At 71.6% G+C, this 20,321-nt stretch carries 21 protein-coding genes; 14 read left to right on the forward strand and 7 right to left on the reverse strand.

What is annotated here, in order from left to right:
• Window positions 1-71 precede the first annotated feature (71 nt).
• A complete protein-coding gene (locus LX16_RS06240; RefSeq protein ID WP_147134418.1) occupies window positions 72-473 on the forward strand; it encodes a nuclear transport factor 2 family protein in 402 nt (133 codons plus the stop codon).
• Window positions 474-745: 272 nt separating this feature from the next.
• Here LX16_RS06240 and LX16_RS06245 read toward each other — a convergent pair whose 3' ends face one another.
• Entirely contained in the window at window positions 746-1,378 is a 633-nt protein-coding gene (locus LX16_RS06245) for a hypothetical protein (protein WP_147134421.1), read from the reverse strand.
• Window positions 1,379-1,595: 217 nt separating this feature from the next.
• Between LX16_RS06245 and LX16_RS06250 the strand changes: the two genes are divergently transcribed.
• The 3 genes from LX16_RS06250 to LX16_RS26875 are packed head-to-tail and all read left to right on the forward strand — an operon-like array spanning window position 1,596 to window position 2,489.
• The gene (locus tag LX16_RS06250; RefSeq protein ID WP_147134424.1) at window positions 1,596-2,075 is read left to right on the forward strand and encodes a DUF2975 domain-containing protein; all 480 of its coding nucleotides are present in this window, start codon (window positions 1,596-1,598) and stop codon (window positions 2,073-2,075) included.
• On the forward strand, window positions 2,075-2,281 hold the full coding sequence (locus LX16_RS06255) for a helix-turn-helix domain-containing protein (protein WP_026874506.1): 207 nt from the start codon (window positions 2,075-2,077) through the stop codon (window positions 2,279-2,281). The genes LX16_RS06250 and LX16_RS06255 overlap by 1 nt, the downstream gene beginning before the upstream one ends.
• Window positions 2,282-2,321: 40 nt before the next feature.
• Window positions 2,322-2,489, forward strand: coding sequence for a hypothetical protein (locus tag LX16_RS26875; RefSeq protein ID WP_170283847.1), 168 nt, complete (start codon window positions 2,322-2,324; stop codon window positions 2,487-2,489).
• 349 nt (window positions 2,490-2,838) lie between these two features.
• Here LX16_RS26875 and LX16_RS06260 read toward each other — a convergent pair whose 3' ends face one another.
• Window positions 2,839-4,113, reverse strand: coding sequence for an APC family permease (locus tag LX16_RS06260; protein ID WP_147134427.1), 1,275 nt, complete (start codon window positions 4,111-4,113; stop codon window positions 2,839-2,841).
• A 142-nt stretch (window positions 4,114-4,255) separates the two neighbouring features.
• Window positions 4,256-5,155, reverse strand: coding sequence for an alpha/beta fold hydrolase (locus LX16_RS06265; protein WP_147134430.1), 900 nt, complete (start codon window positions 5,153-5,155; stop codon window positions 4,256-4,258).
• A gap of 114 nt (window positions 5,156-5,269) precedes the next feature.
• Between LX16_RS06265 and LX16_RS06270 the strand changes: the two genes are divergently transcribed.
• Together LX16_RS06270 and LX16_RS06275 are read left to right on the forward strand one after the other, a co-directional pair.
• On the forward strand, window positions 5,270-5,623 hold the full coding sequence (locus LX16_RS06270; RefSeq protein ID WP_147134433.1) for a DUF6086 family protein: 354 nt from the start codon (window positions 5,270-5,272) through the stop codon (window positions 5,621-5,623).
• A 52-nt stretch (window positions 5,624-5,675) separates the two neighbouring features.
• Window positions 5,676-6,314: a class I SAM-dependent methyltransferase gene (locus LX16_RS06275; RefSeq protein WP_147134437.1), complete on the forward strand. Its 639-nt coding sequence runs from the start codon at window positions 5,676-5,678 to the stop codon at window positions 6,312-6,314.
• 85 nt (window positions 6,315-6,399) lie between these two features.
• On the opposite strand, the gene LX16_RS06280 is transcribed toward LX16_RS06275, so the two are convergent.
• Together LX16_RS06280 and LX16_RS06285 are read right to left on the reverse strand one after the other, a co-directional pair.
• Window positions 6,400-8,739, reverse strand: coding sequence for an ABC transporter permease (locus LX16_RS06280; protein ID WP_147134440.1), 2,340 nt, complete (start codon window positions 8,737-8,739; stop codon window positions 6,400-6,402).
• Window positions 8,736-9,428, reverse strand: a complete 693-nt coding sequence (locus tag LX16_RS06285; RefSeq protein ID WP_147134443.1) for an ABC transporter ATP-binding protein — start codon at window positions 9,426-9,428, stop codon at window positions 8,736-8,738. The genes LX16_RS06280 and LX16_RS06285 overlap by 4 nt, the downstream gene beginning before the upstream one ends.
• A 201-nt stretch (window positions 9,429-9,629) precedes the next feature.
• On the opposite strand from LX16_RS06285, the gene LX16_RS06290 reads away from it, so the two are divergent.
• The 7 genes from LX16_RS06290 to LX16_RS06315 all read left to right on the forward strand — a co-directional run bounded on the left by LX16_RS06290 (window position 9,630) and on the right by LX16_RS06315 (window position 18,468).
• A complete protein-coding gene (locus tag LX16_RS06290) occupies window positions 9,630-10,916 on the forward strand; it encodes a sensor histidine kinase (RefSeq protein ID WP_211354310.1) in 1,287 nt (428 codons plus the stop codon).
• Window positions 10,917-10,972: 56 nt separating this feature from the next.
• Complete coding sequence (locus LX16_RS06295) at window positions 10,973-11,635, forward strand: response regulator (RefSeq protein ID WP_147137128.1); 663 nt, start codon at window positions 10,973-10,975, stop codon at window positions 11,633-11,635.
• Entirely contained in the window at window positions 11,632-11,778 is a 147-nt protein-coding gene (locus tag LX16_RS26510) for a hypothetical protein (protein WP_158645502.1), read from the forward strand. The genes LX16_RS06295 and LX16_RS26510 overlap by 4 nt, the downstream gene beginning before the upstream one ends.
• 156 nt (window positions 11,779-11,934) lie before the next feature.
• Window positions 11,935-12,174 carry an acyl carrier protein gene (locus LX16_RS06300; RefSeq protein WP_147134449.1) on the forward strand — a complete coding sequence of 80 codons (240 nt, stop codon included), beginning with the start codon at window positions 11,935-11,937 and terminating at the stop codon, window positions 12,172-12,174.
• Complete coding sequence (locus LX16_RS06305) at window positions 12,164-13,639, forward strand: AMP-binding protein (RefSeq protein ID WP_147134452.1); 1,476 nt, start codon at window positions 12,164-12,166, stop codon at window positions 13,637-13,639. Before LX16_RS06300 ends, LX16_RS06305 begins: the two co-directional genes overlap by 11 nt.
• A 1-nt stretch (window position 13,640) precedes the next feature.
• A complete protein-coding gene (locus LX16_RS06310) occupies window positions 13,641-17,888 on the forward strand; it encodes a non-ribosomal peptide synthetase (RefSeq protein ID WP_147134455.1) in 4,248 nt (1,415 codons plus the stop codon).
• Window positions 17,889-17,940: 52 nt separating this feature from the next.
• Window positions 17,941-18,468 carry an adenine phosphoribosyltransferase gene (locus LX16_RS06315; RefSeq protein ID WP_147134458.1) on the forward strand — a complete coding sequence of 176 codons (528 nt, stop codon included), beginning with the start codon at window positions 17,941-17,943 and terminating at the stop codon, window positions 18,466-18,468.
• A 225-nt stretch (window positions 18,469-18,693) separates the two neighbouring features.
• On the opposite strand, the gene LX16_RS06320 is transcribed toward LX16_RS06315, so the two are convergent.
• A complete protein-coding gene (locus LX16_RS06320; RefSeq protein WP_147134462.1) occupies window positions 18,694-19,131 on the reverse strand; it encodes a hypothetical protein in 438 nt (145 codons plus the stop codon).
• A 9-nt stretch (window positions 19,132-19,140) separates the two neighbouring features.
• Entirely contained in the window at window positions 19,141-19,854 is a 714-nt protein-coding gene (locus LX16_RS06325; RefSeq protein WP_147134465.1) for a hypothetical protein, read from the reverse strand.
• 191 nt (window positions 19,855-20,045) lie between these two features.
• Between LX16_RS06325 and LX16_RS06330 the strand changes: the two genes are divergently transcribed.
• Entirely contained in the window at window positions 20,046-20,279 is a 234-nt protein-coding gene (locus tag LX16_RS06330; protein ID WP_147134468.1) for a hypothetical protein, read from the forward strand.
• The last annotated feature ends 42 nt before the right edge of the window (window positions 20,280-20,321 follow it).

Consider the following 20,321-nt stretch of genomic DNA (forward strand, 5'->3'; position numbering starts at 1 on the left):
CGGCCCGGTCGCCGGTGGACGCGTATGGATAACATCGACCCTTCCATGAGGGCCGATGTGTGGAGTGGATCGTGCGTTCCCCGTTGAGTAGAACCGTGCTGGTCGGACTCGTGACCGCCACGGCGTTCCTCTTGACGGGGTGCGGCGGCACTGACCAGGGGACGCCCGAGGCGACCACGGACGCCTGGCTCGCGGCGATGGCCGAAGGCGATCACGAGGCGGCCTGCCTGCTCGTCGTAGAGGACGACACGACTCCGGCGTCACCTGGTACGGCCTTCTTCGCCGAGTGCACGGCGGCCTTCATGGCGTTGACCGCCGGTCGCGACTCCGCGGATTTCGAGTCCATGGTGGACATGGAACCCGTCGTCGACCACCACGACGAGGATTCCGCCCGGTTGGAGTTCAACGACGGCGAGGACGTGGTGCAGCTGCGCCTGATCGGGGACCGGTGGTACATCTCGGCGGTCTCGTGACGGTTCTGGGCGTCGGTCGCGTTCCCGCCGTCTCACGGCTGTGCATCCGCAACGCCCCACCACACGATGAGGGCACGGTGTGCGTGAAACCCTCGCGATATCCGCCTTCATGCGATGCGGGTGCCGGGGCCGGCCGCTAGGACCACGGCACGAACGCTCCCCGCCGTGGCCCGACCCGGGGTTTCGCGCCGGTTTCTGCGACCATGGCGTCGGCGGTCCGTGCGAGCTCCGCCAGCCGCTCGCGTGGCAGAAGCCGCATCGCCCAGAGGAGGTCACCGACCTGTGTGGGGGGTTCGCGGTACCTCCATTCCGATGACCGCGGAGAGGCCGGTCGGTGGGACGTCGAGGACTGCGGAGAAGTCACCGAGGACGTCGGGTGTGACCTCCTTCAGCCCCCGGGCGATGAGTCCGTAGGTCGATGGCGACCAGATTCGTCCGGTGACCGCGCCGATCGTCTTCGGAATGACGGACCAGCTCTGGCCACGGTTGCGCAGTAGGCGCATGAGGATGGCACCGGGACCGTCCTCGTAGTGTTCGTGTCGGTAGGGAACCCTGGGAGGCGGTCGTCTGCCCGGCGCGGTCCGCACGCTTTCCCGCAACGTGTCTCGGTGCCGCTCCGGCAGTACGGCGGCCTGGCCGAGGATGTAGTGGACATCCCAGGAGACGGCGTCCTCGCCCGGTGCCAGGTCCTCCGGAAGGGCGTCACCTGCGACGGCGAACATGTCCGCCGCGTGCCAGCCCAGCGTCGGCGCCAACCCCCGTAGCAGTGCCGGTGCCGGTATAGCTCCGGCGAGGACCCCGTCCAGTTCGCGTGTCGTCACCTCGGCGCGGCACGCGGCCGCCGCCGCCTCCAGACCCTCACGGTCCAGGAGGCGGCCCAGGCGGGTCGAGAAGGTCTCCGTCATCCGGCGATCCTACGGAGCAGGGCTCCGGACGAGAAGTGTGGCGCCAGAACGGATTCCCGCCCGCACACGCGGATCGGCCGAGGCGGGAGTCGTGAGGGGGGTGCGGTGGTGGTCTCGCGGTGCCCTCCGGCGGTGTCGCGACGGATGTGTGCGGTGCGGGGCGGCGGCCAGCAAGCAATCTATTGACATTCGATAGGTAATTGGCGATACTCGATAAATGTTGACTACCAATCGCGCGGTCGCCGCTCTCCGGGTGTTCTTGGTGCTGCTGTTCGGCATCCTCGTCGTGTTCCAGACCCTCTCCATGCCGGGCCAGTTCGCCCACATGGCCGAGCAGAATCCCGACGCCGCACACCTGCGGTGGCCGCTCACCGCTCTGGCGGTGTACTGGATCCTGTGTGTACAGGTGGTGGTCGTCGCCACCTGGAAGCTGCTGACCCTCGTGAAGAAGGACCGCATCTTCACCGAGTCGTCCCTGAAATGGGTCAACGCCATCGTGTGGGCGATAGCCGCCGCCTGGCTCGTCCTGCTCGGCGTGTTCCTCTACGTCGGTTTCCGTGCCGACGACCCCGGCATGCCGCTTCTGCTGTTCCTGCTGCTGGTGGGCGTGACCGTGCTGGGCCTGCTGATGATCGTGATGCGCGCACTGCTGCGTCAGGCCACCACACTGCGCACCGACATGGAGGCGGTGATCTGATGCCCATCGTCGTGCGCATCGACGTCGAACTGGCCAAACGCAAGATGAGCGTCGGCGAGTTCGCCGAACGGGTGGGCCTCACCCCCGCCAACGTCGCCGTGTTGAAGAACGGCCGCGCCAAGGCCGTCCGGTTCAGCACCCTGGAGGCGATGTGCCGCGTCCTCGACTGCCAACCCGGTGACCTACTCGAATGGGTGGACGAATGACCCCCACGACCGACCCGTTCCGGCTCGGAAGGAGCACATCGTGAGACACCTACCGGCGGTCCTGGTGGCCGCGCCACTGACCGCGCTCGGCGCCCTGGCCGTGATGTACGGGGAGGCGGACGATTCCCCCGGCCTCCAACTGATCGGAGTCCTGCTCGCCGCCGCCGCGGTGGTGATCGTGGTGCGGTCGGTCAGGTCCGCGCGGTGACCCGTTCGGCGGCGGATTCGGGCATGGAAAAACCCGCGAGGTGAAGGAGACCGAGATCTCCTTCGTCGCGCTGGACTAGATCGCGACACTCGCGGGTCCGGTGGTCGCGTGGTATTCGCTCGCCGTCGAGAAGCCCTATGGGCCGCTCCGCCGTCGGCGGTAACCGCGCCGGTCCGTTGTCATGGAACGGTGCGCGACGACTAACGCGCAACCACCTCACGAGTCCTGAAAGACTTCACTCTCGGACCACCTCCTTTCACGTGTGCCACGAAGGTACGCCGAGAACGGCGGAACCGCCAGTGATTTACGCGACCGATCCGGCGGAGCCGGTCGGAGCGGCCTACCACGCTCAGTCGCGCCGCCTCGTGGCGAGCCGCCGTATCCCGTAGACGGCCGCGCCCGAGGCGACCACGATCGCGCCGGTGACGACCGAGGAGGGCGGCAACGCCACCGCCAGCAGCAGGCAGCCGAGGAGCCCGATCACCGGAATCGGACGGAACGGGCCGCCCTCGTGTCGTGGCAGCGTCCAGGCGGAGGCGTTGGCCACGGCGTAGTACACCAGCACGCCGAAGGACGAGAAACCGATGGCGGCGCGCAGATCCGCGGTCGCCGCCAACACCGCGACGACCACCCCGACCGCCAGGGCGGCGCGGTGCGGCACCGCGTGACGCGGGTGGACGGCCGCGAGCACACCCGGCAGGTGCCGGTCGCGGGCCATGGCGAGGACCGTCCGCGACACACCCAGGATCAACGCGAGCAGCGAACCCAGCGCCGCCGCGACGGCCGCGACCCGCACCACGGGCACCAGCCAATCCGCGCCGGCGGCCTCGGCCGCGACGGCGAGCGGGGCGTCGGTCTCGCCGAGCCGTTCGGGCCCCAGGACCGCCAGCACCGCCACGGTGACCGCACCGTAGACGACCAGGGTGACGCCGAGGGCCAGCCCGATCGCCCGTGGGATCGTGCGGCGCGGATCGCGTACCTCCTCGCCCAGTGTCGCGATCCTCGCGTAACCGGCGAACGCGAAGAACAGCAGACCCGCCGCCTCCGGTACGCCCCCCAGCCATCCGGTCCCGGTCGCGCCCCACGACCATTCACCGGGCGGCGGCGCGGCCGACAGCGCGGCGGCCACCAGTGCCGCCAGTGTCGTCAGGACGACCGCCACGACGGCCCTGGTCAGCCACGCGGACCGCTGCACGCCCGCGTAGTCGACGCCGGTCAGGACGACCACCGCGATCACCGCCACGACGTGCGCGTGTTCGGGCCACGCGTACGCGCCGACCGTGAGCGCCATCGCCGCGCAGGACGCGGACTTGCCGACCACGAAGGCCCACCCGGCCAGGTGTCCCCAGAACTCGCCGAGCCGTTCCCTCCCGTAGACGTAGGTGCCGCCGGACTCCGGATAGTGTGCGGCGAGCCGTGCGGAGGAGGTGGCGTTGCAGTACGCGACCACGGCCGCGACGACCAGGCCGGCGACGAGCCCGCCGCCCGCCGCGCGCGCGGCGGGCGCCATCGCGGTGAACACACCCGCCCCGATCATCGCCCCGAGTCCGATCACGACGGCGTCGAAGAGCCCGAGGTCGCGTCGAAGTCGTCCCGGGGCGCCGCCGGCGGCTGGCGAATTCATGGCGGCTCCTCGACCGGGTCACGACGTCACTGCCGATAGACGATAGATCGACCGGCCACGACGGACGGAGGCGACGTGTCGCATCGACCCGCGAGGCCGGTCGGGAGCCCGCGTCCACCTTGCGGAGGCGACGGTGGAACCGCTACCCGGACCGGCCCGGGCGGGGCGGCGTCTCGTCCGGTCGCGCACCGAAGAACGCGACCAGCGCCTCGCTCAACGCCGTGGGCGCCTCCTCGGCCATGTGGTGTCCACATTCGAGCCCGCCGCCCCGTACGTCGTCGGCCCAGGTCCGCCAGACCTCCACCGGGTCGCCGTACAGTTCCTCCAGGTCGTCCCACCTCGACCACATCACCAGCACCGGGAGGCGCAGTCGCGCTCCGGCGTGCCGGTCGGCCTCCTCGTGCGACTGGTCGACGGTCAAACCCGCGCGATAGTCCTCCAACATGGCGCGGACCACCTGCGGATTCCGGGTGGCACGCCGGAACTCGTCGTGGTTCTCCCGGCCCATCCGCTCCGGGTCACCGCGGTACCACGCGTCGGGGTCGGCGTTGATCACCCGCTCGGGGACACCGGGCTGGGCGAAGAAGAACCAGTGCCACCAACGGGTCGCGAACTCCGCGGTGATGCGGCGCAAGTGCTCGCTGACGGGCAGGCAGTCGAGCATCGCGGCGCGGACCACCGCCTCGGGATGGTCCATGGCCAGCCGGAACGCGACCGCACCACCACGGTCGTGCCCGGCCAGGGCGAAACGTTCGTGAGCCAGACGCCGCATGACGGTCACCATGTCCGAGGCCACCGCGCGTTTGGAGTATCCGGCGTGGTCGGCGGTGAACGCCGGCCCCCGGGACCGGCCGTACCCGCGAAGGTCCGGGCACACCACCGTGAACCCCGCGGCCACCAGCGCCGGCGCGACCCGGTGCCAGGTCGACGAGGTGCGTGGGTGGCCGTGCAGTAGCAGCACGGCGGGACCGGTACCGCCGTGACGGACGAAGACGCGTGCCTCGCCGGTGTCGATCACTTCCTCGGTGAAACCGGTGAACATGTGGGCGCTCCCTTCCCGGAGTACCGGGGGCGGATACCCCGGGTGGCGCGCCCTCAACCGCGTCGCGCGGGACCCGGGGCGACGCCGGAGTCCGGCCGGTGATGCAGTGGCCCCATGAGCTATGTCTTCGACGTCGCCGGTGAGACGGTGTGGAGTCCGGCGTCCAGAGTCGGGGCGCTGTTCGTGGCGTTGAGCGGTGTGTTCGCGGAATACGCCGGGACACCCGCCGGTCTGCACGCCGAGGCGCGAGACTGGTACGAGATCGAACCGGACGTGTTCGCCCGCCATGTCGCCGCGCTTCTGGACGGTCCGGGCCGGAACCACCCCGTCTACGGACTGCTCGCGGAGGGTTACCTGGTCACCTGCGTGGCCCTGGCGACGCGCGCCGGGGTGGCCGTGACACCGACCCCGGCCTTCCCGGACATACTCGCGGCGGCCGAGGAGTGTCAGCGGCGGATGCCGCGTTGACACGGCTCGCCGGGCGTCGACGGAGCCGCCCGTTCTGTCAACATGGAGTGCGATGAGCGATCAACGGAAGGCGCTTCGGGTCTGGCAACGCGTCGCACCCCGGTACGACCGGTCGATGCGTTTCCTGGAGAGGTGGCAGTTCGCGGGTGGACGGGAGTGGGTGTGTTCCCGTGCCACGGGAGAGGTGCTGGAGGTCGCGGTCGGCACCGGCCTGAACCTGCCGCACTACCCGGCCGGGATCCGGTTGACCGGCGTGGACTTCAGCCCGGCGATGCTGGAGCGTGCCGAGGCGCGTGCCGCCGCCCTGGGGCTGGAGGTGGAGTTGCGTCAGGCCGACGCACAGCGGCTCCCCTTCGAGGACCGCCGTTTCGACACCGTCGTGTGCACCCTGTCGTTGTGCGGGATCCCGGACCGGGCGGCGGCGATCGGGGAGATGCGGCGTGTGCTGCGTCCCGGTGGGAGACTGCTGCTGTTGGACCACATAGGAAGCTCCTGGCCGCCCGTGTGGCTGGTGCAGCGGCTCTTGGAGGCCGTCACCGTCCGCGCCGCGGGCGAGTACCAGACCCGCCGCCAGTTGGGGGCGGTGCGCGACGCGGGTTTCGCCGTCCAGGAGCGGGAACGCCTCAAGGCGGGCACCGTCGAACGGATCGCCGCGGTCAAACCGGTGGACCCGGACGCGCCGGCGGCGTGAGCGGACCGCCCCGTGCGGACCACCGTGGTGCGGATGTCCCGGCCCCGCCCGGTGTCTCCGGGCGGGGCCGGTCACGACGACGCCGTCATTCGGTGCGCAGTGCCACGGCGGTGCGGGTGCGTGCCGCCCATCCGGCCGGCAGCAGGGCACCCAGTACGGCGATGACCAGGCCGCCGAAGCCGAGCAGCACCAGCTCGCCGGTTCCGTAGACGTCGAGTACGGAGTCGGGCAGCCGGTAGCCCGCGCTCACCCCCATGTCGGACACGATCGTCCGCTGTAGATACACGCCGAGCGGCAGCCCGATCAGCCCGCCCACGACGCCGGTGACCGTCACCGACGCGATGACCATCGTGACCGTCTGCCGGGGAAGCATCCCCAAGGCCTTGTGGATTCCGAGGTCGTGGATCCGGTCCCGCGTCTCCAGCACGACCGTGTTGAGCACCCCGAGGGCCACCACGGCCACCAACAGCAGGGTGAGGAGCGCCGTCAGCGCGTTGATGACCAGGACGAAGTCCGCGGCCTCCTGCTCGGCCGGCGACGCGTGGGCGTTCAGGTCCGACAACGCCGGGTTCAGGGCGGACGAGTAGTCGGCCGGATCGGTGCCGGCGGCGACGGTGATCCGGTACTCCATCACCGGTGCCGGCCCCTCCGGTGTCGCCAGGGTCGCCGCGTCGGTGAGGAGTTGCATCCCTCGGCTCTCGGTGTTGAACACCTCGCCGACGATCCGGACGGTGACGGCGGTCCCCTGATGGTCGAGGACCAGGCTGTCGCCGACCGCCTTACCGGTCGCGGTGAGGAACGGGGTGGCGGCGACGATCTCGCCCGGGCCGGAGATCCAGTCGCCGGACACCATCCGGTATCCGTGAGTGGAGTCGTTCTCGGTGAACCCGAGGACCTCGACCGATTCGGTCAGACCCGCCACGGACATCTCCGACCGTGCGACACCGGTGTGGCTCACGGTGCCCGGCTGGGCGGTGATCGCCGCCGTCACCGCCGTGTCGTCCAAGCCGGTCGGGCGGCCGTCCTCCATCGGCGGCGGGCCCATCCGTGCCACGGTCACGTCGGCGAGGCCCACGCCGGCCTGTATCTGGCCGAGCGAACCGCTCAGCCCGACCGCGAAGGTCACGGCGGCGGCACCGAACGCCACGGCCGCCACCACCGAGGCCGCCCGGCCGGGCCTGGCGAACGGCTGCGCCAGGCCGAGCGTGACCGGTCGCGGCAACGGCAGCCGCGACGCCGCCCCGGCCAGGAGGCGTCCCCGTCCACCTCGGCGGGTCCTTCCCATGGCGAGCGCGTCCACGGCACGCATCCGTCCCGCCCGGGAGGCGGCGATCAGCGCGGTGACGGCGACGACGACGAGGGAACCCGCGACCGCGAGTGCGTCGATCCACCACACCACCCCGGAATCGGACGTGCCGTACAACCGGTTCGTCTCGGCCAGCACGGGAACGGTCAACAGGTTCCCCGCGACCGTCCCCAGAGCCGCGCCCACCGCCGCGGGGATGACCGCCTGCGCCACGTGCGCCCACACGACCTGGGCCGGTGTGAACCCGAGCGCCTTCAACACCCCGATGCGCCTGGTGGACGACCCGACCGCGCCGGTGACGACGGTGGCGACGATGAGCACCGCCAACGTCACCCCGAGGACGCCGAACGCGATGAGGAACGGCACGAGCAGGCTCGCCTCCGCCGATGCGGCCTCTCGGGTGGTGAGCCAGGAGACGCTTCCCGAGACGGCGTCGCGCGGCAGCGCCGAGGTGACCGCGGCGAGTCCACTCTCCATGTCGGCGGTGGTGTCGGCGGAACCGAACCGGTAGAGCATCTGGTAGGCGTCCACCCGTCCGGACGGGGAGAGCGACGTGATCTGGTCGGGCCACACCCAGGCGCCCGCCGTGCCGCTGACCGATTCGGCCAGTCCCACCACGGTCAGCGTCGGGCCGTCCGGTAGGTCGGGGAACCGCACGGTCTCACCCAGCGGTGATCCCGTTCCCCGGTCGGCGTGGAACCCGGTCAGCACTATCTCACCGGGGCCGGTGACCCACCTGCCCTCGGAGAGGGTGACGGCGTCGACGTCCACACCGGGGTCGGCACGCCCCACGACGGTCAGCATCGACATGCGGTTGACCCGGCCGATCGTCGGCGCCGCGACGGTCGACGGGAACGGCCCGGCCGACGCGGTGACGCCCGAGGCACCGGCGGTCGCCGTCAACTCGGCCTCGGTCACCTCCGCGGCGTCGTACTGGACGGTCAGGTGCGCACCGCTCTGCTGGGCGAACGCCCGATCGAAGGGGGCGTCGGACGCGACCACGAGTGTCGTCCCGAGGACCACCGAGGCCGTCGCGATCAGCACGACCAGTCCGATGACCACGGTCTGGACCCGGCGTCGTCCCACACCGGACCCGACGACCCTCCCGACCGCGCTCATCGGACCGGCTCCGCGGCCGTGTCGGAGTCGATCCTGCCGTCGCGCAACCGGACGGTGCGGGTGGCGCAGGATTCGGCGAGGGCGTCGTCGTGAGTGACGAGCACTATCGTCTGGCCCTCGTCGTGAAGCTCGTTGAGCAGCTTCCGCACGTCCTCGCCCGAGGCGGTGTCCAACGCCCCGGTGGGTTCGTCGGCGAGCAGCAGGGCGGGCCGGTTCATCAGCGCCCTGGCCACGGCGACGCGCTGCCGTTCCCCGCCGGACAACCGGCCGGGGTGGGCACGGGCGTGCCGTGAGACGCCCAGGGCGTCCAGCAGTTCGGCCGCGCGGTGGCGCGCCGCCGTCCGGCTCATACCGCTCAGCCGGGCGGGCAGCATGACGTTGTCGGTGACGTCGAGGTCTTCGAGCAGGTGGAAGAACTGGAACACCATGCCGATCCGCGCCCGCCGGTACCGGGCGGCTCCGGCCTCCGACAGTGTGTCCACCCGCACCCCGTCCACGGTGACGGTGCCGCCGCTGGGCCGGTCGAGACCCGCCATCAGGTTGAGCATCGTGGACTTGCCGCTGCCGGACGGCCCGAGCACCGCCACGGACTCGCCGGCGGTGATGTCCAGGGACACCTCGTCGAGGGCGGGCGGGCCGCCGTCGTATCTGCGGCTGACACCGCGCAACTCGATCACCGGGGTGTTCATCGTGTCTCCTTCGTCCGTCGAGTCGGTCGGTGCGACGTTATGGCCGGTGCGGCCGGTCGCGCGTCGGCGGACGGAGGCATTTCCGGTACCGTGACCGGCGCGATCGCGACGGCCGGTAGTCCCCGCGGCGTAGTCCGGTGGTGTACCGGATGGGGCGTTCGGGCGGATGCCGGCGGCCCCGCCGTCCACGAGAATGAACGGGTGCGCAAGGTGTTCGCGGGACGGGATCCCGTCGCGGAGCTGGTCGGGTCGCTGCGGCCGTCCGGTCCGCCCCCGAGACCGACGGTGAGAGGCCGGCTGTTCGACGTCTCGGTGGCCGTGGTCCTGTGGCTGCTGGCGGTTCTGGCGGCGGAGGAGGACGACGCGCCGCAGCGGGTCGAGGGCGCCGACGCGCCTTCCGAGGTCCACACCGGTCGCCCGGAGCCGTTCCTTCCGATCGAGGAGGGGCCGACGGGCTGGCCTCTCCTCATGGTGGCGGTCGTCGCGCCCTTGGTGTTGCGGCGGCGACTTCCACTGGCGATGCTGTGGACGGTCATGGCGGTGGCGCCGTTCGTCGCCGACTACGACGCCGTCCTGCGGTTGTCGTTCTACTGCTGCGTCGTCACGGCGTACAGCGCGGCCGTGTACAGTCCACACCGGATCCCCGCGTTGCTGAGCCTCCCCCTGGCGGCGTTCCTCTACACCCGGACCGGGGAGTCGGCGGTGCCGACCATCCCCGACGACACCGTGCCGTTCCTGATCCTGGTGCCGATCGCGGTCGCGGCGGACGGCCTCCGTCGCTGGCGGAGACGCGCCGACACCCACCGGGAACGCCTCACGGCGATGGAACGTGACCGGGAGGCCGCGTTGCGGGCGGCGGCCGAGCAGGAGCGGGCCCGCATCGCCAGGGAGTTGCACGACGTGGTCACCCACAGCGTCAGCGTCATGGTGATCCAGGCCGGCGCGGCACGCAAGGTCATGGACACCACCCCGGACCGCGCGCGAGAGGCGTTGCTGGCGGTCGAGGCCGGCGGCAGGGCCGCCATGTCGGAGTTGCGGCACGTGATGGGGCTGCTGACGGCCGTCCCCGGCGAGGACGACTCCCGCGAGTTGTCGCCGCAACCCGACCTGAACCGGCTCACCGGCCTGGCCGCCCGGGTGCGGGAGGCCGGTACCCCGGTCGAACTGCTGGTCACCGGGGAACGACGCAGGCTTCCGCCGGGAGTGGAGCTGGCCGGATACCGCGTGGTGCAGGAGGCGTTGACCAACACCGTGAAACACGCCGCCGGCGCGGAGGCGCGGGTCGTGGTCGACTACGGTGCCGACCGTCTCCGGTTGGAGGTCACGGATTCCGGCGGCGACACCGCGACCGACGTCAAGCGGGGCGACGGGCGTGGGCTGCTCGGCCTGTCGGAGCGGCTGGGCGTCTATGGTGGCACCCTGGCCGCCGGCCCGCGTCCCCTGGGCGGTTACCGGGTCGAGGCCGTGATCCCCTTGGAGGTGCCGTGACCGGCAGCCGCGACGCGGGGCCGCCCCCGGCGGACGACCCTGTCGGCGGGACCCCGATGCGGGTGGTCGTCGCCGACGACCAGGCCCTGGTCCGGACCGGGTTCCGGATGATCCTTGCCGCCGACGGCATCGAGGTGGTGGGGGAGGCCTCCGACGGGGTCGAGGCGGTCGCCTCGGTGCGGCGCAGCCGGCCGGACGTGGTGTTGATGGACATCCGGATGCCCGAGATGGACGGCCTGGAGGCGGCCCGGCGCATCCTCGCCGACGGCGGCCCCACCAGGGTCGTCATGTTGACCACGTTCGACCTGGACCACTACGTGTACGCGGCACTGTCGGCCGGGGCGAGCGGATTCCTGTTGAAGGACGTGTCACCGGAACACCTGATCGCGGCGGTGCGCATGATCCGGGCGGGTGACGCGTTGTTGGCGCCATCCATCACGCGACGGCTGGTGGAGCGGTTCGTGGGTCGGGCGGCGGACGGCGCCCCGCTCCACCGTGACCTGGCCGCCCTCACACCACGGGAACGCGAGGTGCTTCGCCTGCTGGCCACCGGACTGAGCAACGCCGAACTCGCCGCGCACCTGCACCTGTCGGAGGCGACGGTGAAGACCCACGTGGCGCGGATCCTCGCCAAGTTGGGGTTGCGGGACCGGGTGCAGGCGGTCATCGCCGCCTACGAGACCGGGCTCGTGGCACCGGCCGCACGCCGGGACGGATGACCGTCACGGCGACCGCACCCGGCCTGTGGTTCCGCGACTTCCTGCTCAAGCGCGCGGCGGTGCGACGGATGCCGGTGTCGAGTACCGGCGCCCCGGCCACCGACGCGGGACTGCCGGTGTACGAGGACGCGACACGGTCGTGACCGCCGCCTCGGGTCGTCCGCGCGGTCCGCCCACCGAGCCGCGGCCGCGTGACCGGAACCGCCACGGTGAGACCCACGACGGTCGGACCGGGACGGGGAAACGGCTGGTAGGTTCGGGCGGTAACCGTTGTCATCCCCCTCTTTGGAGCGAACGGCATGTCACCCTCGGAGACCGTCGTCCACATCATCACCGAAGTGCTGCGCGTCGATGAGGTCGACACCACCGCCGACTTCTACGACCTGGGCGGTAGCTCGCTCCAGGCGATGCGGATCTGCCTCAGGATCACTCAGGAGCTCGGGGTGGAGGTGAGCCCCGAGGCGTTGCTCGACTGCGACGACATCGACGCGTTCATCGCGGGGCTCCCCGCTGCGGTGGCGTCCACCGATGCCGTCTGACGACTGGAACACCGCGCTCATCCACGAGGCGTTCTCCCACCGCGCGGCGCGGGATCCGGAGGCGGTCGCGGTGCGGCACGGCGCCGAACGGTTCACGTACCGTCGCCTGGAGTCCACAGCGGACCATTACGCCGCCCGGTTGGCGGGCCTCGGCGCGGGACGCGGCCGGGTCGTTCCGGTGTTGTTGGAGAAGTCGCCCACCCTCGTCGCGGCCCTGTTGGCGGTGTTGAAGACCGGAGCCGCGTACGCGGCACTGGATCCGCGCTGGCCGCGCGCCCGCGTCGCCGGGATACTCGACCAGATCCGGGCGCCGTTCGTGATCGCCGAGGATACCCCCGACCACCCGGTGCCGGCCTGGAACCCGTTCCACGAGACCGTTCCCGCCGTCGTCGATCCGGCACCCCGGGTCGGGGTCACCCCCGGCGAGGCGGCGTCGGTGTTCTTCACCTCGGGCTCCGGCGGCGTCCCCAAGGGTGTGATCTCCCCACATCGCGGCACCACCAGGCTCTTCCCCGGCGACTTCGCCGACTTCGGTCCCGGTCGGGTGATGGCCCAGACCTCGCCGGTGGCGTGGGACGGCTTCTCGTTGGAGGTGTGGGGGATGCTGACCACGGGTGGACGCTGCGTGATCCCCGAGGGCACCTACTTCATGCCCGACCGGCTGCGCCGCATGGTGACCGAGGACGGCCTGGACACGCTGTTCCTGACGACCTCGTTGTTCAACCTGTTCGTCGCGGAGGACCCGGAGTGCTTCACGGGGCTCAGGCAGGTCCTCACCGGCGGTGAGCGCGCCTCGGCGACCGCGTTCGCGGCGTTCCTGCGGACACATCCGGGCGTCGCGTTGATCCACTGCTACGGCCCGGCGGAGGCGACCGTGTTCACCACCACCCACCGGGTGACCGCGTCGGATCCGGCGCATCCGCTCGGCGTCCCCCTCGGGACGGCCGTACCGGAGACCGCCGTGCACCTCCTCGACGGCGAGATCTGCGTCTCCGGCAGCGGGCTGGGGATCGGCTACCTGGCAGACCCGGAGTTGACCGCCCGACGGTTCGGCACCGTGACGATCGCCGGTGAACCGGTGCGGATCTACCGGACGGGGGATCTGGGGGTGCGCGACCACTCCGGCACCCTCCACTTCCGGGGCCGAGTGGACCGTCAGGTCAAGATCGCCGGTCACCGCATCGAACCGGGAGACGTCGAGGACGCCGCGGCGAGGGTCCCCGGAGTGGAGGCGTGCGCGGTGCTGCCCGAAAGCGACGACACCGGGCGGCACACCGGGCTGGTGCTGTGCTGCGTCATCGACGGATCGACCACCCCGGCGGCCGTGCGACGGTCGCTGGCCGATGTGCTTCCCCGGTACCTCGTCCCCGACCGGGTGCTGCCGGTGGCGGCGATCCCGCTCAACCCCAACGGAAAAGTAGATCACGTGGCGCTGGCGCACATCGTCGCCGCCACGGGGAGGTGACGTGACCGAACACCCCATGTCGGCCGAGCAGGAGTCGATCTGGCTAAACGACCAGTTCGACGGGACGGCGTCGCGTTACGTCGAATCCTGGAACCACCGATTCGACGGCAGATTGGACGCCGACGCCGTGGCGGCCGCCCTCGACGGGATCGTGGCCCGGCACGAGTCACTGCGCAGCACCTTGACGTTGCGGGACGGGCGGCCGGTGCAGCGGGTGATGCCGCCCATGCCGGTGCCGCTGCGGGTCCGCGAGGTGACGGTGGACGGCGTCGACGCCGCGATGACCGAGGCCGTGAGCACGGCCGTCCCGTTGGACGAGGCGCCACTGCTGCGGGCCACGATGCTGCACGTCGACGACGGGCAGACGGTCCTGCTGGTGACGATCCACCACGCGGTGGTGGACGGTTGGTGCTTCCGGCTCCTCGACGAGGAGTTCGGCGAACGGTACCGCGCTCACCTGGAGGGGCGGGATCCCGGGATCCCGCCGCTGCCGGTGACGTTCGGCGAGTACGCCCGCCGGCAACGCGCCACCCCGCCCAGGCCCGAGGACGTCGACTACTGGCGGGAACGCATGGCGGGCGCACCGGCGGAATCCGCCGTGCCCGGCGACCGGCCCCGGCCGGTCGTGTTGAGCCACCACGGCGGTCGGGTCACGTTCCGGGTGCCGCCCAAACGGGTCGAGGCCGTGCGGCGGTTGTGCCGATCCGTGAAGGTGACTCCCTTCGTGGTGTACGCGGCGGTACTGAGCGTGCTGGTGGCCCGGTCCTCCGGTCAGGACGACGTGGTGATCGGCACGCCGGTCTCCCGGCGGGACGAACCCGACCTGCAGGACGTGATCGCCTGCCTCACCGACGTCATGCCGGTGCGGCAGCGGATGGCCGACGGGGACCGGTTCCGCGACGTCCTGGCGCGCACCAAGGCGGCGATGCGGGAGGCCATGCGGCACAAGGCGGTCCCCGGCATCACGTTGGTCCGCATGCAGGACGCGCCCCGGTCGCGGTCGATGTTCCCGATGTTCCAGGTGGTGTTGACGGTCGACGACGCCGACTCTCCCGGCCCGGGGCTGCCGGGACTCACCGCCGAACGGGTCCAGGTACACGGCGGAACGGCCAAGTTCGACCTGTTCTTCAACCTCGTTCCCGCCGGTGACGGGATGACGGGACTCCTGGAGTACTCCACCGACCTGTACGACCCGGCGACCGCCCGACGGATCGCCGACCGTTTCATCCACTTGCTGGAAGTGGCGGTCGCCTCGCCGGACGCGCCGGTGCGAAGCCTCGCGATCCTCCCGGAGTCGGAGTCGGTGACACTCGACGCGTGGGGCCGCGGCGACCCGGCGGGAACGGCGGCCCCGCTGCCGGAGACGGTGCGTGCGGTGGCGCGACGGCGGCCGGAGGCGGTCGCGGTCCGCCACGGTGACGTGGCGGTGACGTACCGGGAGTTCGACGCGGCGGTACGGCAGGTGGCGGCGGCGCTGCACGCCGGGGGCTTCACGGGGCGCCGGATCGGAGTCCACCTGGGACGTTCCGTCGACGCCGTGGTGGCCGTGGCGGGGGTGATGGCCGCCGGAGCGTGCGTGGTCCCGCTGGACCCCGGGTACCCCGCCGACCGGATCCGGTTCATGTCCCGCGACGCGGACCTGGCGTTGACCATCTCGGAGGACGTACCGGCCGACCGGCCGTCCGGGGACGCGCCGGTGTGGACGATGAAGGAACTGGCGGACGCGGTGGGGGACGAGCCGCCCGCGGTCGCCCCGGAGGACCCGGCGTACCTGGTGTACACCTCGGGTTCGACCGGTGTCCCCAAGGGGGTGCCGGTGTCCCACCGGCTGTTGTCGAACGTCGCGGACTGGCAGGGCCGGGTCTCGTCCCCCGAGGGTTCCGGCGTCACCGCGCAGTTCGCCCCGTTGAGTTTCGACGTCGCCTTCCAGGAGACGTACGCGACGTGGGCGGCCGGCGGGACCCTGGTCCTGGTCGACGAGTCGTCTCGCCGGGACCCGCGCCGGCTGTTCGCGCTGCTGAACCGGCACCGGGTGGCGAGACTGTTCCTGCCCTACGTGGCCCTGCAGCACATCGCGGAGTACGCGGCGGTGCACCGGTTGGAGTGCCCGACGTTGCGTGAGGTGGTGTGCGCGGGCGAACAGCTCTTCGTCACCCCGGCGATCCGCCGGTTCTTCGTCGCGCATCCGGAGGCGACGCTGGAGAACCAGTACGGTCCGTCGGAGACGCACGTCGTCACCCGGCACCGGTTGACCGGGTCCCCTCTCCGGTGGCCCGACCGGCCGCCGATCGGACGGCCCGTCCCGGGGGCACGGGTCCGGATCCTCGCCGAGGACCTGTCGCCGGTCCCGATCGGGACGACGGGCGAGTTGTGCCTCTCCGTGCCGGGCATGGCGGCGGGATACCTGCGATCCACGGCCGAGTCGGCCGGGCGGTTCTTCACCGACGGAGAGGGGAACCGCTGGTACCGCAGTGGCGACTTCGGACGGTACGGACCGGACGGCTTGATCGAGTTCGCCGGGCGGCGCGACCGGCAGGTGAAGATCCGCGGACACCGCGTCGAACCGGGGGAGGTGGAGTCGGCGGTGCGGGCACAGCCGGGCGTGTCGGAGGCCGCGGTGGTGGTCGAGGCGGGCACCGAACCGTCGGACGGCAGGCTCGTCGCGTACTTCGTGCCCGACGGTACGGCCGGCCCCGACGGCCGCGCGTTGCGCGCGAGACTGCGGGACGTCCTTCCCGGCTACCTGGTGCCGGCGCTGTGCGTGCCCATCGACGCCATGCCGTTGACCCCCAGTGGCAAGGTGGACCGCGCCGCCCTCCCGGGGACCCGCACCGTCCCGTCGTCGTCTCCCGCCGACCGGGCGGAGCCCCGCTGGACGGCGACGAGGTCGGCCGTCGCGGCGATGTGGACGGAACTGTTGGGCGGTTCGGACTACGGGCTCGACGACGACTTCTTCACGGTGGGCGGCGACTCGTTGTCGGCGGTGCGGCTCCTGGTGCGTCTCCGGGAGGCGTACGGCGTCCAGATCGGACTCGACGCGGTGTTCGCGTCGCCGACCGTCGCCCGGCTCGCCGACTTGGTGGACGGCCTCGGCGGCACCGCCGCGCACGACCCGGTGCCGGTGCCGGTGCTGGACCGGCGGGTCGTGCCGGCCGCCGACGTCCGGCACGGCACCGGGTGTGAGTCGGTGCTGCTGACCGGCGCCACCGGTTTCCTCGGCGCCTACCTGCTGCGCGACCTGCTGCGAAGCACCGACGCCGTCGTCCACTGCCTGGTCAGGGCCGCCGACGGGACGGAGGGAGTCGGCCGGTTGCGCGCCAACCTGTCCCGGTACGGGCTGTGGGACGACGCGACGGCCGATCGGGTCCGGGTCGTCACCGGCGACCTCGCCTCCCCGGCGTTCGGGCTGCCCGACGAGGAATGGCACCGGCTGACCGACGGCGTGGACCTGGTCGTCCACTCCGGAGCGGCGGTGAATCTGGTGCACTCCGATTCCCGGCTTCGCGCCGCGAACGTCTCGGGTACCGCCGAGGTGTTGCGGCTCGCCGCCGAGCGGCGCACGGTACCGGTGCATCACGTGTCGACCGTCGGGGTCTACGGGCACCGGTCGGGGAACGTGACCGACGGCGACCCGATCGCCGACGGCGGTGGACTGCGCAACGGATACGCGCGGACCAAGTGGGCCGCCGAACGACTAGTCTCGCAGGCGCGTTCCCGTGGCCTGCCGGTCTCGGTGTACCGGCCGACCCGCATCAGTGGGGACACCCTCGGTGGCGCCGGTCCGACCGGCGACTACCTGTGGTTGCTGCTGAAGGGCTGCCTACAGGTGGGAGCCGTCCCCGAGGGGCTGGGCGGCCGGTTCGACCTCGTGCCGGTGGACCACGTCAGCGGCGCGATCGTGTCCCTGGCGACCGGAACCGTTCCCGCCGGCCGGGACTGGCTGCTCTCGGGCCGGCGAACCGTCTGGTTCGACGAGATCGTCGACCTGACCCGCGAACTGGGCCACCGCCCCCGGACCGTCCCGCCGTCGCGATGGCGCCGCATGGTGGAGGCCGATCCGCGGAACGCGGCGTACCCGCTGCTCGGTGTCATCAGCGAAGGTGGCGGCGACGGGCCGCTGTTCGAGTCCGACGCCACCGCCCGGGCACTCTCGGGGACCGGGATCCCGGATCCCGTCGTCGGCACCGAACTGCTCAGGCGGTACCTCCGGACCTACACCGCCGACGGGTTCCTGCCCGCCGCGCCGTGACCTCCGGTCACGGGGATCGGCCGGCCACCGATAGGGTGCGGTGGGAGGCGAGATGGAACTGGGTGACTACATCGCGGCGGTGCCGGACTTTCCGGTACCGGGGGTGGCCTTCAAGGACATCACCCCGCTGCTGGCCGAGCCCGAGGCGTTCCGGCGGTCGGTGGACGGACTGCTCGAGCTGTGCCGTGACTGGCCGGTGGACCGCATCGCCGCGTTCGACGCCCGCGGTTTCCTGTGGGGCGCGCCGATGGCGTACCTGCGCGGTGTGCCGCTGGTGCCCGTCCGTAAGACCGGCAGGCTGCCACGTGCCACGGTCGGGGAGTCCTACCAGGGCGAATACGCGCCCGAGACGGTGGAGATACACGACGACGCGGTGACGGCGGGTGACTCGGTGCTGCTGGTCGACGACGTCATCGCGACCGGGGGCGCGATGCGCGCCGGTGTCCGGTTGGTCGAGCGGTTGGGCGGCACGGTGGTGGGCTGTGTGTCGGTGGTCCGGTTGACCGGGCTCGGGGCGGCGGAACAGTTGTCCGGGTACCGGGTCGCCTCGCTACGCGAGTATCGAGCGCCGCGCGGGTGACCCGCTGCGCCGCACGCACCGTCGCCGCCGTGATGTGCGAGTACGGCGCCTGCTGCCGGGGTGTCGGTGTCGTCCGGCGACGACCGGTCGAGGTGGTCGCGGGGTCGCCTTGGGTGGCCGTGAGCCCATCGACATGCCTCGAATAAGCCTGTATGACCGGATTTTTCCGGGCCTCAGACCACCCAAGCCGGGCCTCAGACCACCCAAGGCCGGGTACCGTCCCCGTCACGCCGGATCGGCGGGCGTCGGAGGCGGATGCACCGGCCCGGGCACCAGCCTGCCGGACTCCAGTGCGGTCTCGTCGAGGTCCACCAGCGTCGACGTGCCGTCGGCGTCGATCAACCGCCAGTACGGATTCACCGCCTCCTCGTGTGGAATCAGCGCGGAGGTGCCGACCTTGCGGCACAGGGTCGCGGCGACGGTCAGCTCGTCCCGCCCGCCGTTGCGTTGCGCGAATTCGTCACCGGCGCTGAGTACGCAGCCGAAGTGCGGGTCGTCCGCCGCCGGCCCGGTGATCAGCACCAGCGGCGGCGCTCCTCCCGCACGTGGCAGTGACGCGGACTCGACCACGACCTCGGTCGCCGCCACGCCGAACTCGTCCGCCAACGCCGCGACCAGCTCCCCGGGCCGGGTCGGGCTGGCGAAGTGGATCTCGTAGTCCATGGCAGGCTCCTAACGCCGGAAGTCCGGATGGCGGCGGAAGACCCGTAGCGCGGCGTCCCAGTCGGATCCCGTGATACCGGGCTCGAAGTCGGCGCGTCGCTCCGCCTCCGCCAGATCGCCGCGGTGCCGGATCATGATGAGCAGCGCCTTGTACTCCGGACGGCTCATCGGTTGGAGGCCCGGCCCATCCACGGGGAACGTCCGCCCGCCGTCCTTGGTGCCGTATCGGCGGCCGTTCACGGTGTGCGTGCGGCTCTGCGCGTCCCATTCGGACTCCCCGTCGCGGATCCGTGCCATGTCGGAATCGACGTCGACACCCGGAAGTATGACCGTATTGTGCCGTTTGGGCGCGTCCTTGGGTTGGATCTTCGCCAGCGTGTGGCGGCGGTGGGGCCGCCGCACGTCACGCGGGACCGCCGTCGCGGCCCTAATGGGCGGCACCACCGTGACGGTCGGTGGAACGGCGGTTAATCCCTGCGCCGATATCGCGATGCTGCGGGCCTCTGCGGCGGCCGCGGCGACGAGTGCCAGCCCGTTCACCGCGTCGGCGAGCCGGGAGTTGGCGGTGTCGATGGTCTTGACGGCCCCGAAGGCCGTGATGCCGTGCAACGTCTCGGAGGTCGAGTCGCCGGTCCGTCTGGCGGCGGCCAGTGAGAACCGGGTCGCCTCCACGGCCTTGAGCGCGTTGTCGATCGTGGCGACGTAGTCTTCGATACTGGTCATGTGGATCGGCCCCTCGTGCGGCGTGCGACCCCACCGTCATCCACTATAGGCCGCCCGGCCGTCGTTCGCACGCCGCCGAGTCGCGGGCCCGATGCCGGGAGTCACCGCGGGGTTCCCTGTGACGGCGGGATGTGGTGCCGGTATGGACCGGGCTGGCACGCTGTGCGGCCGTCACGAGAAAAGGAGACGTCATGCGGATGACCCGTGCCCTCGCCCTGTTGGGCGACGCGATGCTGGACCGCCTGGTACCCAAGACGACCGCCGCCGCGGCCTGTGTGTCCTGTGGGAACCCCGGCCCCTGCGGCGGAGCCGTGCGGGAGTCGGCCTGCTTCGGCGGCCGCTACCACGAACGTTGCTGCCTCTACGGCGGTGCGTGCGGCTCGTACAGTTGCGGTGCCTGGAAGTACTGCGGGGGTCTTTGCTGACATCCGCTCCACGGCGGCCGTCCGATGACGCCGACGGCCGCC

The sequence above is a fragment of the Stackebrandtia albiflava genome, from assembly GCF_007994225.1.
Taxonomy (GTDB): domain Bacteria; phylum Actinomycetota; class Actinomycetes; order Mycobacteriales; family Micromonosporaceae; genus Stackebrandtia; species Stackebrandtia albiflava.

Coding starts and splice junctions, on each gene's coding strand:
- LX16_RS06265 (WP_147134430.1), bottom strand. CDS start 5,155: ATGTTCACCGGTTTCACCGAGGAAGTGATCGACACCGGCGAGGCACGC.
- LX16_RS06305 (WP_147134452.1), top strand. CDS start 12,164: ATGCCGTCTGACGACTGGAACACCGCGCTCATCCACGAGGCGTTCTCC.
- LX16_RS06275 (WP_147134437.1), top strand. CDS start 5,676: ATGAGCGATCAACGGAAGGCGCTTCGGGTCTGGCAACGCGTCGCACCC.
- LX16_RS06250 (WP_147134424.1), top strand. CDS start 1,596: ATGTTGACTACCAATCGCGCGGTCGCCGCTCTCCGGGTGTTCTTGGTG.
- LX16_RS06325 (WP_147134465.1), bottom strand. CDS start 19,854: ATGACCAGTATCGAAGACTACGTCGCCACGATCGACAACGCGCTCAAG.
- LX16_RS06295 (WP_147137128.1), top strand. CDS start 10,973: ATGCGGGTGGTCGTCGCCGACGACCAGGCCCTGGTCCGGACCGGGTTC.
- LX16_RS06245 (WP_147134421.1), bottom strand. CDS start 1,378: ATGACGGAGACCTTCTCGACCCGCCTGGGCCGCCTCCTGGACCGTGAG.
- LX16_RS06285 (WP_147134443.1), bottom strand. CDS start 9,428: ATGAACACCCCGGTGATCGAGTTGCGCGGTGTCAGCCGCAGATACGAC.
- LX16_RS06320 (WP_147134462.1), bottom strand. CDS start 19,131: ATGGACTACGAGATCCACTTCGCCAGCCCGACCCGGCCCGGGGAGCTG.
- LX16_RS06270 (WP_147134433.1), top strand. CDS start 5,270: ATGAGCTATGTCTTCGACGTCGCCGGTGAGACGGTGTGGAGTCCGGCG.
- LX16_RS06255 (WP_026874506.1), top strand. CDS start 2,075: ATGCCCATCGTCGTGCGCATCGACGTCGAACTGGCCAAACGCAAGATG.
- LX16_RS26510 (WP_158645502.1), top strand. CDS start 11,632: ATGACCGTCACGGCGACCGCACCCGGCCTGTGGTTCCGCGACTTCCTG.
- LX16_RS06300 (WP_147134449.1), top strand. CDS start 11,935: ATGTCACCCTCGGAGACCGTCGTCCACATCATCACCGAAGTGCTGCGC.
- LX16_RS06280 (WP_147134440.1), bottom strand. CDS start 8,739: ATGAGCGCGGTCGGGAGGGTCGTCGGGTCCGGTGTGGGACGACGCCGG.
- LX16_RS06330 (WP_147134468.1), top strand. CDS start 20,046: ATGCGGATGACCCGTGCCCTCGCCCTGTTGGGCGACGCGATGCTGGAC.
- LX16_RS06315 (WP_147134458.1), top strand. CDS start 17,941: ATGGAACTGGGTGACTACATCGCGGCGGTGCCGGACTTTCCGGTACCG.
- LX16_RS06260 (WP_147134427.1), bottom strand. CDS start 4,113: ATGAATTCGCCAGCCGCCGGCGGCGCCCCGGGACGACTTCGACGCGAC.